The 13,032-nt window shown below is 60.8% G+C and carries 14 protein-coding genes; 12 read left to right on the top strand and 2 right to left on the bottom strand.

All coding sequences use genetic code 11. From position 1 onward, the window contains the following. The first annotated feature begins 112 nt into the window (after nucleotides 1–112). The 12 genes from nrdR (at nucleotide 113) to ACZ0A4_RS20450 (ending at nucleotide 8,937) form a co-directional block, all read left to right on the top strand. Nucleotides 113–577: a transcriptional regulator NrdR gene (gene nrdR / locus ACZ0A4_RS20505; RefSeq protein ID WP_007910946.1), complete on the top strand. Its 465-nt coding sequence runs from the start codon at nucleotides 113–115 to the stop codon at nucleotides 575–577. Then, a complete protein-coding gene (gene ribD / locus ACZ0A4_RS20500) occupies nucleotides 574–1,707 on the top strand; it encodes a bifunctional diaminohydroxyphosphoribosylaminopyrimidine deaminase/5-amino-6-(5-phosphoribosylamino)uracil reductase RibD (protein WP_463576190.1) in 1,134 nt (377 codons plus the stop codon). The genes nrdR and ribD overlap by 4 nt, the downstream gene beginning before the upstream one ends. A gap of 47 nt (nucleotides 1,708–1,754) precedes the next feature. Beyond that, nucleotides 1,755–2,417, top strand: coding sequence for a riboflavin synthase (locus ACZ0A4_RS20495; RefSeq protein ID WP_463576189.1), 663 nt, complete (start codon nucleotides 1,755–1,757; stop codon nucleotides 2,415–2,417). Nucleotides 2,418–2,448: 31 nt separating this feature from the next. Next, nucleotides 2,449–3,540 (top strand): bifunctional 3,4-dihydroxy-2-butanone-4-phosphate synthase/GTP cyclohydrolase II, encoded by a 1,092-nt coding sequence (gene ribBA / locus ACZ0A4_RS20490; RefSeq protein ID WP_463576187.1) that lies wholly within the window; start codon nucleotides 2,449–2,451, stop codon nucleotides 3,538–3,540. 91 nt (nucleotides 3,541–3,631) lie between these two features. Beyond that, entirely contained in the window at nucleotides 3,632–4,108 is a 477-nt protein-coding gene (gene ribH / locus ACZ0A4_RS20485) for a 6,7-dimethyl-8-ribityllumazine synthase (RefSeq protein ID WP_003228649.1), read from the top strand. Then, on the top strand, nucleotides 4,105–4,605 hold the full coding sequence (gene nusB / locus ACZ0A4_RS20480; protein ID WP_016984114.1) for a transcription antitermination factor NusB: 501 nt from the start codon (nucleotides 4,105–4,107) through the stop codon (nucleotides 4,603–4,605). Before ribH ends, nusB begins: the two co-directional genes overlap by 4 nt. 18 nt (nucleotides 4,606–4,623) lie before the next feature. Further along, nucleotides 4,624–5,589 carry a thiamine-phosphate kinase gene (thiL, locus tag ACZ0A4_RS20475; protein WP_463576185.1) on the top strand — a complete coding sequence of 322 codons (966 nt, stop codon included), beginning with the start codon at nucleotides 4,624–4,626 and terminating at the stop codon, nucleotides 5,587–5,589. Next, nucleotides 5,586–6,089 (top strand): phosphatidylglycerophosphatase A family protein, encoded by a 504-nt coding sequence (locus ACZ0A4_RS20470; protein ID WP_007910933.1) that lies wholly within the window; start codon nucleotides 5,586–5,588, stop codon nucleotides 6,087–6,089. The genes thiL and ACZ0A4_RS20470 overlap by 4 nt, the downstream gene beginning before the upstream one ends. A gap of 37 nt (nucleotides 6,090–6,126) precedes the next feature. Continuing rightward, the gene (locus tag ACZ0A4_RS20465; RefSeq protein WP_463576184.1) at nucleotides 6,127–6,864 is read left to right on the top strand and encodes a substrate-binding periplasmic protein; all 738 of its coding nucleotides are present in this window, start codon (nucleotides 6,127–6,129) and stop codon (nucleotides 6,862–6,864) included. A 239-nt stretch (nucleotides 6,865–7,103) separates the two neighbouring features. Continuing rightward, nucleotides 7,104–7,721 carry a GTP cyclohydrolase II gene (ribA, locus tag ACZ0A4_RS20460; RefSeq protein ID WP_016984117.1) on the top strand — a complete coding sequence of 206 codons (618 nt, stop codon included), beginning with the start codon at nucleotides 7,104–7,106 and terminating at the stop codon, nucleotides 7,719–7,721. After that, on the top strand, nucleotides 7,718–8,137 hold the full coding sequence (locus ACZ0A4_RS20455) for an MFS transporter (RefSeq protein ID WP_463576183.1): 420 nt from the start codon (nucleotides 7,718–7,720) through the stop codon (nucleotides 8,135–8,137). The genes ribA and ACZ0A4_RS20455 overlap by 4 nt, the downstream gene beginning before the upstream one ends. Further along, on the top strand, nucleotides 8,137–8,937 hold the full coding sequence (locus ACZ0A4_RS20450) for a cobalamin-binding protein (protein WP_463576182.1): 801 nt from the start codon (nucleotides 8,137–8,139) through the stop codon (nucleotides 8,935–8,937). The genes ACZ0A4_RS20455 and ACZ0A4_RS20450 overlap by 1 nt, the downstream gene beginning before the upstream one ends. A gap of 109 nt (nucleotides 8,938–9,046) precedes the next feature. Here ACZ0A4_RS20450 and ACZ0A4_RS20445 read toward each other — a convergent pair whose 3' ends face one another. Both ACZ0A4_RS20445 and dxs read right to left on the bottom strand, forming a co-directional pair. Next, a complete protein-coding gene (locus tag ACZ0A4_RS20445; protein ID WP_463576181.1) occupies nucleotides 9,047–10,930 on the bottom strand; it encodes a TonB-dependent receptor domain-containing protein in 1,884 nt (627 codons plus the stop codon). A gap of 164 nt (nucleotides 10,931–11,094) precedes the next feature. Then, complete coding sequence (gene dxs, locus ACZ0A4_RS20440; protein ID WP_463576180.1) at nucleotides 11,095–12,993, bottom strand: 1-deoxy-D-xylulose-5-phosphate synthase; 1,899 nt, start codon at nucleotides 12,991–12,993, stop codon at nucleotides 11,095–11,097. Nucleotides 12,994–13,032: the final 39 nt, after the last annotated feature.

Raw genomic sequence — 13,032 nt, 5'->3', positions numbered from 1 at the left:
ATGAAATCCATGGATCAAACGATCATGCCGTTCTGTATACCGCAAAGCCTATGGCTTGTCTTGCCACCGGGATGCGCTACCATGGCCCTCCCTTTTTTTGTTGCCAGCCACCATGCACTGTCCCTTCTGCGGTGCCAACGACACCAAGGTCATCGACTCGCGTCTGGTCGCCGAGGGCGAACAGGTGCGCCGCCGGCGTGAATGCCTGGCCTGCGGCGAACGTTTCACGACGTTCGAGACGGCCGAACTGGTGTTGCCGCGCCTGATCAAAACCGACGGCAGCCGCCAACCGTTCGACGAAGAAAAACTCCGCGCCGGCATGCAACGCGCCCTGGAGAAACGTCCGGTGAGCGTCGAGCGCCTCGAATCCTCTCTGGTTCATATCAAGCACAAGCTGCGCGCCACTGGCGAGCGCGAGGTCAAATCCCTCGTGGTCGGCGAACTGGTCATGGCCGAGCTGCAAAAGCTTGATGAAGTTGCCTACATCCGTTTCGCTTCGGTGTACAAGCGCTTCCAGGATCTCAACGAATTCCGCGAAGAAATCGACCGCCTCGCCCGCGAACCGGTGAAAGAATGACCAGCGTTGCCGAGCAGGCCATCCTCGACGCCCACTTTATGGCGCGTGCGCTGGAACTGGCGCGCAAAGGTCACTACACCACCCATCCCAATCCTCGGGTTGGCTGCGTGGTGGTGCGCGACGGGCAGATTGTCGGCGAAGGCTGGCATGAACGCGCCGGCGAACCGCACGCCGAAGTCCATGCCCTGCGCGCCGCCGGTGAGCTGACCCGGGGCGCTACCGCTTACGTGACCCTCGAACCGTGCAGCCACCATGGCCGCACGCCTCCGTGCGCCGATGCACTGGTGAATGCCGGTGTCGGCCGAGTCGTGGCGGCAATGCGTGATCCGAACCCGCAAGTCGCCGGTCGCGGTTTGCAGCGCCTGGCCGATGCCGGCATCGCCACCGAAAGTGGTGTGCTGGAAGCTGAGGCGCGCAAACTCAATCAAGGTTTTCTGAAGCGCATGGAACACGGCTTGCCGTTCGTGCGGGTCAAGTTGGCCATGAGCCTCGACGGTCGTACGGCGATGGAAAGTGGTGAGAGCCAATGGATTACCGGCCCGGCCGCACGTTCGGCAGTCCAGCGTTTGCGCGCCCAGGCCGCCGTGGTCCTGACCGGCGCCGACACCGTGCTGGCCGATGGCGCGCGTTTGACTGTTCGCGCGGACGAACTCGGTCTGGACGGTGAGCAAACGGCGCTGGCCATGAGCCGTCCGCCATTGCGCGTGCTGATCGACGGACGCCTGCGGGTGCCACTCGATGCGCCGTTCTTCAAGGCTGGCCCGGCGTTGGTCGCCACCTGTGTCGCGATCGAAGAGCAATACGCTCACGGCCCCGAGTGCCTGATCGTGCCGGGCGAGGACGGACAGGTCGATCTGCATCAATTGCTGATTGAACTGGCTAACCGTGGCGTCAACGAGGTGCTGGTCGAAGCCGGCCCGCGTCTGGCCGGAGCTTTTGCTCAGCTCGGTCTGGTCGACGAGTTCGTGATCTTCATCGCTGGCAAGTTTCTTGGTTCCACGGCGCGTCCATTGCTGGACTGGCCGCTGGCTTATATGAAGGATGCGCCGGAGCTGAAAATCACTGAAATTCGCGCGGTGGGCGATGACTGGCGAGTCACTGCCATCCCTGCTCAAGCGGCGAGCGTATAATTCCCGGCCATCGCGTTAGCGCTGGCTTAGTTCTCAAGGAGAACCCCATGTTTACCGGCATCATCGAATCCATCGGCAGTATCCGCGCACTGACCCCAAAGGGCGGTGATGTGCGGGTTCACGTCGCCACCGGCAAGCTCGACCTGAGCGACGTCAAACTTGGCGACAGCATCGCGGTCAACGGCGTTTGCCTGACGGCGGTTGAGTTGCCGGGCGACGGCTTCGCGGCCGATGTCAGCCGTGAAACCCTCGACTGCACCGCCATGAACGACCTGAAAAGCGGCAGCCCGGTCAATCTGGAAAAAGCCCTGACCCCGACCACCCGTCTCGGCGGGCATCTGGTCAGCGGTCACGTCGACGGCGTCGGCGAAATCGTCTCGCGCAGCGACAATGCCCGCGCCGTGGAATTTCGCATCCGCGCGCCGAAAGAGCTGGCCAAGTACATCGCCCATAAAGGCTCGATCACCGTCGACGGCACCAGCCTGACCGTGAACGCTGTCGATGGCGCCGAGTTCATGTTGACGATCATTCCGCACACCCTGAGCGAAACCATCATGGCGTCGTACACGCCAGGTCGCCGGGTGAATCTGGAGGTCGATTTGCTGGCGCGCTATCTGGAGCGTCTGCTCCTCGGTGACAAGGCTGCAGAGCCAAGTGCTGGCGGTATTACTGAAAGCTTTCTAGCCCAAAACGGCTACCTCAAATCCTGAAGCTCTAAATTCGAAAGAAGGGGGGTGCCTTGTGGCGCTCAATAGCATCGAAGAACTGGTTGAAGACATCCGCCAAGGCAAGATGGTCATCCTTATGGATGACGAAGACCGCGAGAACGAAGGCGACCTGATCATGGCCGCCGAATGCTGCAAGGCCGAGCACATCAACTTCATGGCCAAGCACGCCCGTGGCCTGATCTGCATGCCGATGAGCCGCGAACGCTGCGAACTGTTGAAGCTGCCACTGATGGCACCGCGCAACGGCTCCGGCTTCGGCACCAAGTTCACCGTTTCGATCGAAGCGGCCGAAGGCGTGACCACCGGTATCTCCGCCGCTGACCGTGCGCGCACCGTGCAAGCGGCTGCCGCCAAAGATGCCAAGGCTGAGGACATCGTCAGCCCGGGCCACATCTTCCCGCTGATGGCCCAGGCCGGCGGCACCCTCGCTCGCGCCGGCCACACCGAAGCCGCTTGCGACCTCGCGCGCATGGCCGGTTTCGAGCCAAGTGGCGTGATCTGCGAAGTGATGAATGATGACGGCACCATGTCCCGTCGTGCTGAACTCGAAGAGTTTGCCGCTGAACACAACATCAAGATCGGCACCATTGCCGACCTGATTCACTACCGGATGATCCACGAACGTACCGTTCAGCGGATTGCCGAACAGCCACTGGACAGCGAACTGGGCCAATTCAATCTGGTGACCTATCGTGATTCGGTGGAAGGCGACGTGCACATGGCCCTCACTTTGGGCACTGTTTGCGCCGAAGAACCAACGCTGGTTCGCGTGCACAACATGGACCCGCTGCGCGACTTGCTGATGGTCAAGCAGCCGGGCCGCTGGAGCCTGCGCGCCGCCATGGCTGCGGTTGCCGAGGCGGGCAGCGGTGTGGTGCTGTTGCTCGGTCACCCGCTCGACGGCGACGTGCTGCTGGCACATATCCGCGAAACCGGTGATCAGGCCGCGCCGAAAAAGCCGACCACTTACAGCATCGTCGGTGCCGGTTCGCAGATCCTGCGTGACCTCGGTGTACGCAAAATGCGTTTGATGTCTGCGCCAATGAAATTTAATGCGATATCCGGTTTCGATCTGGAAGTTGTAGAATACGTGCCCTCCGAATAATGACCGGTTGTTTCCGGACTCCGATTCGCGGCAAATAAATCACTGAGGGACGCGTAGCAGACGCGTCCCGGCTCTTTAAGAGAACTGACGAATGACCCTGAAGACCATCGAAGGTACCTTCATCGCCCCAAAAGGCCGCTACGCTTTGGTAGTGGGCCGTTTCAACAGCTTCGTGGTTGAAAGCCTGGTCAGCGGTGCAGTTGATGCCCTGGTTCGCCACGGCGTGAGCGAAAGCGACATCACCATCATCCGCGCACCTGGCGCCTTCGAAATCCCGCTGGTAGCGCAGAAAGTCGCCCAGAAAGGTGAATTCGCAGCCATCATCGCCCTCGGCGCGGTCATTCGTGGCGGTACTCCGCACTTCGAATACGTGGCAGGCGAGTGCACCAAGGGTCTGGCCCAGGTGTCCATGGAGTTCGGCGTACCGGTTGCCTTCGGCGTCCTGACCGTTGATTCCATCGAGCAAGCCATCGAACGTTCCGGCACCAAGGCCGGTAACAAAGGTGCCGAAGCTGCCCTGTCCGCTCTGGAAATGGTCAGCCTGCTGGCACAGTTGGAGGCCAAGTGATTAGCGACGAAAGCGATCGTTTCAACCCGCGCGAACCGCGTCCAACTGACGCCGGCAAGCCTTCGAAAAGTGAAAAGCGCCGCGCTGCCCGTCAGTTGGCGACTCAAGCGTTGTACCAGCGCCACATGGCCAAGACTTCGCTGAACGAAATCGAAGCGCAGTTTCGCGTCGACAACGATTTCACCTTCGCCGATGCCAGCTACTTCCACGACATCCTGCACGGTGTTCCGGCCAGTCTGACCGAAATTGACACTGCGTTGGCTCCGTGCCTGGACCTGACCATCGAAGAGCTGGACCCGGTCGAACTGTGCGTACTGCGCCTGTCGACCTGGGAACTGCTCAAGCGCGTCGACGTGCCGTACCGCGTTGTGATCAACGAAGGGATCGAACTGGCGAAAGTCTACGGTTCGACCGACGGTCACAAGTTCGTCAACGGTGTGCTCGACAAGCTGGCCCCGCGCCTGCGTGAAGCTGAAGTGAAGGCGTTCAAGCGCTGAAACGCGCTTGATACTTCAATGGGCGAGTTTGAGCTGATCCGTAACTTCTTCGCCGCCGCGCCTTGTGCGCAGGGCGGCGAAGGCGTTGCTCTGGGGATCGGCGATGACTGCGCCTTGCTTGCTGTTCCCTCCGGGGAACAACTGGCAATCTCTACCGATACGCTGGTGGCCGGTGTGCATTTCGCCGACCCCTGCGATCCGTTTCTGCTCGGTCAGCGCTCGCTGGCCGTCGCGGTCAGCGATCTGGCCGCCATGGGCGCCACGCCCGTTGCCTTTACCCTTGCCCTGACTGTACCGACGGTGACCGCCGATTGGCTGCAAGCCTATGCCCACGGTTTGAACTGCATGGCGCAGAGCTGCGGCGTTGCGCTGGTGGGCGGCGATACCACGCGTGGGCCGTTGAGTCTGACGGTAACTGTATTTGGTCGAGTGCCTGCGGGTCAGGCATTGACCCGCAGCGGCGCGAAACCGGGCGACTTGCTGTGTGTCGGTGGCGAACTGGGCAATGCCGCCGGCGCTTTGCCGCTGGTGTTGGGTCAGCGCGACGCCGAATCTGATATCGCCCAACCGCTGCTCGATCATTACTGGTCGCCACAACCGCAACTTGCGCTCGGCCAGGCCCTGCGTGGCAAAGCCACCTCGGCGCTGGACATCTCCGATGGCCTGCTCGCCGATTGCGGCCACATTGCGCTGGCCTCCAAGGTGCGACTTGAGATTGAACGCGAGCGCGTACCGCTGTCGGATGCTTTAGTGGCGTTCCTCGGTCAGCGCGGCGCCGAGCGTGCAGCGCTGAGCGGTGGTGATGATTACGTGCTGGCGTTCACCCTACCGTCCGTCGAGTTGCCGCCGCTGCTGGTCAATGGCTGGCCGATCCATGTGATCGGTCGTGTGTCAGAAGGTCAGGGTGTGGTCCTGCTGGACCGCGAAGGGCACGACATCACCCCGCAAATCCGGGGTTATCAACATTTTCAGGAGACACCGTGACAGATCACCCGAAACAGGTTCCGGCCGAATTCGTTCCGCCGTCGGTCTGGCGCAATCCCTGGCATTTCCTCGCGTTCGGCTTTGGTTCCGGCACGCTGCCGAAAGCCCCGGGCACGTGGGGCTCGTTAGTTGCGCTACCCTTTATCCCGTTGTGGCAGATGTTGCCCGACTGGGGTTACTGGCTGATGCTCGGGATCACCATGCTGTTCGGCTTCTGGCTGTGCGGCAAGGTCGCCGACGATTTGCGGGTGCACGACCACGAAGGCATCGTCTGGGACGAAATGGTCGGCATGTGGATCACTCTCTGGCTGGTACCGGAAGGCTGGTACTGGTTGCTCGCGGGTTTTCTGGTGTTCCGCTTCTTCGACATTCTCAAGCCATGGCCGATTCGCTGGATCGACCGGCATGTGCATGGCGGCGTTGGCATCATGCTCGACGACGTGCTGGCCGGCGTGTTCGCCTGGCTGGCCATGCAGGGACTGGTGTGGATTTTCGCCTGATCTCAAGGGATATCAGGGTCAAGCAAGGGGACTAGGGATGGCTCGACGCTGGTTGGCGCTGCTGGTTTTTGCTTTGCTGAGCACTGTTATCAGTGCGCAAGAAGCTGCGCCGACGCCGGCGGTCATCCATCTGGCCAGCGAAGATTGGGAAGACTACACCGCCGCTGACGGCCACGGGCTGGGTTGGGACGTGTTGCGCAGGGTGTTCGAACCCGTCGGCGTGAAGCTGGATATCCGCACGGTGCCTTACACCCGTTCGGTTGGTCTGGTGCAGTTGAAAGAGGTCGATGCGTTGGTCGGTTCCTATCGCGATGAAGCCGATCAAGTGCTGTACCCACGCTGGAATTTCGATTCCGATCACATCTACGCGTTGGGTCTGGCGAGCAATCCATCGCCCACCCAGGCGACGCTGGGCAAGTATCGGCTGGCCTGGGTGCGCGGTTATCGCTACGAAAACTACCTGCCGAATATCAAGCGTTACAACCAGATCGAGCGGCGCACCGGCATTCTGTCGATGCTCAAGCAGGGGCGGGCGGACTATTACATTGATGCGCTGACCGAGATTGAAGCGGTGGTGAAAACCGCAGCTGATCCGGCGCAGTATCGTTATTCACACTTGGCCGAGTTGCCGCTGTTTCTCGGCTTCGCCGACACGCCTCAGGCGCGGGCGCTGATGGCGCTGTATGACCAGCGTATGGAGCAGTTGGTCAAGAGCGGCGAGTTGAAGCCGGTCTTCGAGAAGTGGAAACAGCCGTATCCATTCAACTCGAACTGACGCGGTTGCCCGGCTGATAAAGAACCCTGTGGGAGCTGGCTTGCCAGCGATAGCGGTGGCTCAGTCACCAGAATGGCGGCAGATATACCGCCATCGCTGGCAAGCCAGCTCCCACAGGGGGCGCAGTTATCAAACTTTTTGATCGTTATGCCCGATAATTCAGCCTAAGCGTCTGTAGGAACGTGCTGTTACAATGCCGGCCTGCGAATTTTCAGACTCTTTAGATCAGGAGCACACCGGTGCCTGTCGTCTTTGTCGCCGCTTCCAAGCTGCCAACGCCTTTTGCGCAATTCACCATGCACGGTTTTCTCGATGAAGCCACCGGCCGTGAGCACGTTGTGCTGAGCCTGGGTGAAATTGCTGATGGTGCCCCGGTTCTCGGCCGTTTGCACTCCGAATGCCTGACCGGCGACGCCTTGTTCAGCCAGCGCTGCGACTGCGGCTCGCAACTCGAAGGCGCTCTCAAAGCCATCGCCCGTGAAGGCCGTGGCGTATTGCTCTACCTGCGTCAGGAAGGTCGCGGCATCGGTCTGCTGAACAAGATCCGTGCATACGAGTTGCAGGACGGCGGCGCCGACACCGTTGAAGCCAACGAACGTCTGGGCTTTGCCGCCGACCAGCGCGACTACGCCATGTGCCTGCCGATGCTCGAGCATCTGGGTGTGAAGTCCCTGCGTCTGATGACCAATAACCCGCGCAAGGTCAAAGCCCTGACCGACATGGGCATCACTGTCGCCGAGCGTGTGCCGCTGCACACCGGTCACAACCCGCACAACAAACTCTATCTGGCGACCAAGGCCAGCAAGCTCGACCACATGATGGGCAACGAGCATCAGGGCGAGGTTGATCGCGCGTGACTCGCGGCCAGGTGCGACGCCGGTTGTCGGTTGATTGGTGGAAATACCTCGCGCTGGCGCTGGTGCCGTTGTTCGTGCTCAACGCGCTGTTTGGTCAGGGCGAAGGAATTCTGCCGGTATTGGCGATGCCCTTGTTCATTGCCGGTGTGGCGTCGATGTTTGTCAGCCTGAAGTTTTTCGGCCGCTACAAACACGCGCTGATCGCCACGCAAAAAGCCCTCGATACCCCGGATGAACCGGCCGCGTGGATTGCCCTCGCGGCCCGTCGTCGTACGGCTTTTCTCGTGGCAGCCTTGCCGGCGTGGATTGGCGCACTGGCGGTTTTTGTCGGTCTCGAAGCAGTGCCGCTGATGCTGTTGGCGCTGTCCACGGCAGTGCTGTTCTACCTCTACCGTATCCCGCGTCAACTCGGCTGATGCGCCGTCTGTGGCTGGCGCTTCTGCTGCTGGCCGTCTCGGCTCCGGTGCTGGCGAACCTGCGGGTGGTCAGCCTCGCGCCGTCCCTTTCTGAAATCGTTGTCGAGCTGGATTCGGCCGACTTGCTGGTGGGCGTGCTGGATGCTGGTGGACGTCCTGCCGAGATTGCCAACGTCCCCTCTGTCGGCCGTTATGGCCAACTCGACATGGAACAGTTGCTCAGCCTCAAACCTGACCTGTTGTTGCTCTGGCCCGGCAGTGTCGGCCCGGCGCAGCGCGATCAATTGAAGCATCTGGGCATCCCGATTTTCGTCGCCGAACCGCACTCGTTAGATCAACTCTCCACGCAGATAGAAGCCATTGCCACGCAATTGGGCAGGCCCGAACGTGGGCTGAAACTGGCTACAGACCTGCGGCAAGCACTCACCGATTTACGCCAGCGCTATCACCGGGAAGTGCCGTTGCGGGTGTTTTATCAGGTGTGGGACAAGCCGCTGTACACCGTCGGTGGCGGGCAGATCATCAGTGATGCGCTTGAAGTGTGTGGCGCACGTAATGTCTTCGCCGACCTGAGTCTACCGGCACCGCAGGTGAGTATCGAGGCGGTGTTGCGGCGTGATCCTGAGGTGATTCTGGCGGGGGATCAGGCGCAACTCGATGCGTGGAAAACTTGGCCGCGGATAGCAGCAGTGAAGCAGGGGAAACTGCTGTTGGTTACCGATAAAGGCCTTGAGCGCCCAAGCGGCCAAATGATCGATGCCACCGCCAAACTCTGCCAATTGATCGCGCCTGACCGCTGAAACCGGGGTGACTTCTTCGCGAGCAGGCTCGCTCCCACAGGGGATTTCATTCCAAATGTGGGAGCGAGCCTGCTCGCGAAGGGGCCAGTCAAATCACCGAAGATTCAAATCAAAGCTGGGGAGTCCAGGTGACCCCAAACATCCACACCCGACCTTCTTCGCGATAACCATACTGACTGCCGTCATAGCTGTAGTTCGCGCGGCTGTAGCCTTTGTCGAAAACGTTATCCACTTTCAGATCAAGCTTGATCTCGCGGTTCAGCGCCCAACTGCTGCGCAAGCCGAATAACGTATAACCTCCCAACGGGTTTTCATTTTTCAGATCGTCATAGCTGCTGCTGACCGCCTGCCAACTGGCACCGAGGCTGATCTGGTCAAACTGGCGATCCAGATCCCAACTCACCGTGCGCCGCGCACGCCGTGCCAACGTGTGTCCGGTATCGCGATCGCGTGGATCGATGATCGAAACACCAAGGTTGCTCTGCCAGCCAAACAGTTCCTGTTTCAGCGCCGCTTCAAAGCCATTGATCCGCGCCGAGGCGACGTTCTCCGGACGTGAATTGCTGCCGAAGATAATCGCGTCCTCCAGGTCCGTACGGTAAATCGACGCCTCGAGGCGGCTGCTGTCGGTCAACTGGCTGCGCCACTGCAGCTCATAGCTTTTCGAGGTTTCCGGTTTCAGATCCGGGTTGCTGAAATCCGGGTAGTACAGGTCGTTGAAGGTCGGCGCACGGAAGCCTTCGCTGTAGCTCAGCAACAGATCGTTGTCCGGGTTCAGCGGCAGGGTGAACGTGCCGCTCCAGGTGTTCTGGCTGCCGAATTGCTGGTTATCGTCATGGCGCAGCCCCAGTTCCGTGGAGAAACTGTCAGCCTGATAACGATGCTGAATAAACGCGGCGCGGTTCCAGCGGCTGTCTTCGTCGAATATGGTGCTGCTGTTGACGCGATCTTCGTACCAGTCGCCGCCGAGGATCAGGCTGTTGCGCGCATTCAACGTCAGGTCGTTCTGCCAGTTCACCGAGTCGCGGTAGGTGTTGAACACCGTGCGTTCGTCGCTGAGCTTGTCGAGGGTCTTTTCGCGGTTCTCGGTGTGGCCGAATTCGACGCGGGTTTTCCAGGTTTCGTTGACCCGCGCATCGACGTAACTGCTGACGCTGCTGACGTTGAAATCGCTGTAAGGCTGCTGTTGGACCGATTCGGACGTGTTCATGTCGAAGCGGCCGAACGGATTGTCGAACTCGCCCTTGCCACGGTTATCCAGCAGATTGGCGCCGACTTCGATGTCATCGGTCAGCACATGGCTGAGGCTCAGGCTGACGGACTTGTTGCGGTAAGCATCGTGATCGCCATCGCTCGGGTACGACTCGTGAGTACGGTCGATCCCCGCGGTTTCATCCAGGCTGGCGCCAAGGTTGAAGCGGGTTTTCTCATCGCCACCGGACAAGCCGAGGCTGCGCTGCCACGTTTGGTTGCTGCCGAAACCGACGTGCATCCGTGGCTGCAAACCCTGCTCTGTGCCGCGTCGGGTGAAGATCTGAATCACCCCGCCAATCGCGTCACTGCCATAAATCACCGAACGCGAACCGCGCAGCACTTCCACCCGTTCGATCTGCTCGATGTTCAGGTGCTGCAGGTTGCTGTCACCGGATGTCGAACTGCCGATGCGCTGGCCATCGACCAGAACCAGACTTTGCGCCGATTGCGTTCCACGAATGTAGATCCCCGGCAGACTGCCGCGGCCGCCGGCCTGCGCCACTTGTACACCCGGGACGCGCCGCAGCAAGTCTGGCACGTCGCTCGGTTGCAGACGGTCGATGTCTTCGCGGGTGAATACAGTGTTGGCGGCGCTGCTGTCGTTGCGAGCTTCGACCTGGCGGTTGGCTGAGATCAGCGTGTCCGGCAGTTTCAGCGCTTGATCACGCTCGAAGTTGTCGGCGAGGGCGTTGGCGGATGGCAGCAGAAGGAAGGGCAGGGCGAAGCGCGAAAGGTTCATCAGTGGTCCGTTGACGCTTGGGGCGGATTCAATTTGGCAGTGACACAAACCACTGTGGGAGCGAGCTTGCTCGCGAATACGGTGTGTCAGTCAAAAATGAGTCGACTGACAGTCCGCTTTCGCGAGCAAGCTCGCTCCCACAGGGTTTTGCACAGGTATCGCGATTACTTGTTGAGCAATTCCAGACGCTCGCGAATCGATGCTTCGATCCCGGCCTCATCCAGCCCGCACTCAGCCAGCATCTGCGCAGGTTTCGCGTGCTCGACGTAGACATCCGGCAAGCCCAGATGCAGCATCGACTTGAGAATGTTCTCGCGTGCCAGGAACTCGCTGACCGCGCCACCGGCGCCGCCCATGATCGCGTTCTCTTCGATGGTCACCAGCAATTCGTGGCTGCCGGCAATCTCGCGTACCAGTGCTTCATCCAGCGGTTTGACGAAACGCATGTCGACCACTGTCGCATCAAGCTTCTCGGCAACTTTCAGCGCCTCGGCCAGTTGTACACCGAACACCAGCAAGGCGACTTTGCTGCCCTGACGACGGACGACGCCTTTACCGATTTCAATCGGCTCAAGATCTTTCTCAATGGTCGCATTCGGGCCGCTGCCGCGCGGGTAACGCACAGCCGCCGGGCCGTTGTACAGGTGGCCGGTGGTGAGCATTTTACGCAGTTCGTTTTCATCGCTCGGGGTCATGATGACCATGCCCGGGATGCAGCGCAGGTACGACAGATCGAAGCTGCCAGCGTGAGTCGGGCCGTCTTCGCCGACCAGACCGGCGCGGTCGATGGCGAACAGCACGTCGAGGTTCTGCACCGCCACATCATGGACGAGCTGGTCATACCCGCGCTGGAGGAACGTCGAGTAGATCGCCACCACCGGTTTTGCGCCTTCGCAGGCCATGCCGGCAGCGAACGTCACCGCGTGTTGCTCGGCAATCGCCACATCGAAGTAGCGCAGCGGGAAACGTTCACTGAACGCCACCAGATCCGAGCCTTCCTTCATCGCCGGGGTAATCCCGACCAGACGCGGGTCAGCGGCGGCCATGTCGCACAGCCATTCGCCGAACACTGCCGAATATTTCGGCCCGCCAGCCTTTTTCGGCGCGGCGGCCGGAGCGTCCAGTGGTTCGAGCTTGGTAATCGCGTGGTAACCGATCGGGTCGACTTCCGCCGGCGCAAAGCCTTTGCCTTTCTTGGTGACGATGTGCAGGAACTGCGGGCCTTTCAGGTCACGCATGTTGCGCAGCGTGGCGATCAGCGTTGGCAGGTCGTGGCCGTCGATCGGGCCGATGTAGTTCCAGCCCAGCTCTTCGAACAGCGTGCCGGGGACCAGCATGCCTTTGGCATATTCTTCGGTGCGACGGGCGATTTCCCAAGCGCCGGGCAGGCGCGACAGGACTTTCTTGCTGCCCTCACGCATGCTTGCGTAGGTGCGGCTGGAAAGGATCTTCGCCAGATAATTGGACAGACCGCCGACATTGCGCGAGATCGACATGTCGTTGTCGTTGAGGATCACCAGCATGTTGGCGTTGACTTCCGGCGCATGGTTCAGCGCCTCGAAAGCCATGCCAGCGGTCAACGCGCCGTCGCCGATCACCGCGATCGCCTTGCGATCGCTGTTCTGCAGGCGGGCGGCAATGGCCATGCCCAGCGCAGCGCTGATCGAGGTGCTGGAATGGCCGACGCCAAATGTGTCGTACTCGCTCTCGGCGCGGCGCGGGAAGGCAGCGATGCCGTCCTTCTGACGCAGGGTGCCCATGCGCTCACGGCGACCGGTGAGGATCTTGTGCGGATACGCCTGATGACCAACGTCCCACAGCAACCGGTCGTCCGGCGTGTCGAAGACGTAATGCAATGCGATGGTCAGCTCGATCACGCCCAGACCGGCCCCGAAATGCCCACCGGTCTGACCGACCGTGTAGAGCAATTCCAGGCGCAACTCATCGGCCAGGGTTTCCAGCTCGGCTTCGCCTAACCGGCGCAGGCCGTCCGGCGTGTTCGCGCGGTCGAGCAGGGGCGTGGTCGGGCGCTTGCGGGGAATCTCATGAAACGTCGTGGGCATCAGGCGAATCGTTATAGGTATAGAAGATGCGGCAGTTTA

The sequence above is a fragment of the Pseudomonas sp. AC172 genome, assembly GCF_979258595.1.
The sequence above is the reverse complement of the archived record's forward strand: the minus strand, read 5'-3'. Positions and strand labels throughout refer to the sequence as shown.

Coding starts and splice junctions, on each gene's coding strand:
- ribH (WP_003228649.1), top strand. CDS start 3,632: ATGACCCTGAAGACCATCGAAGGTACCTTCATCGCCCCAAAAGGCCGC.
- thiL (WP_463576185.1), top strand. CDS start 4,624: ATGGGCGAGTTTGAGCTGATCCGTAACTTCTTCGCCGCCGCGCCTTGT.
- ACZ0A4_RS20495 (WP_463576189.1), top strand. CDS start 1,755: ATGTTTACCGGCATCATCGAATCCATCGGCAGTATCCGCGCACTGACC.
- ACZ0A4_RS20465 (WP_463576184.1), top strand. CDS start 6,127: ATGGCTCGACGCTGGTTGGCGCTGCTGGTTTTTGCTTTGCTGAGCACT.
- nrdR (WP_007910946.1), top strand. CDS start 113: ATGCACTGTCCCTTCTGCGGTGCCAACGACACCAAGGTCATCGACTCG.
- dxs (WP_463576180.1), bottom strand. CDS start 12,993: ATGCCCACGACGTTTCATGAGATTCCCCGCAAGCGCCCGACCACGCCC.
- ribD (WP_463576190.1), top strand. CDS start 574: ATGACCAGCGTTGCCGAGCAGGCCATCCTCGACGCCCACTTTATGGCG.
- ACZ0A4_RS20445 (WP_463576181.1), bottom strand. CDS start 10,930: ATGAACCTTTCGCGCTTCGCCCTGCCCTTCCTTCTGCTGCCATCCGCC.
- ACZ0A4_RS20450 (WP_463576182.1), top strand. CDS start 8,137: ATGCGCCGTCTGTGGCTGGCGCTTCTGCTGCTGGCCGTCTCGGCTCCG.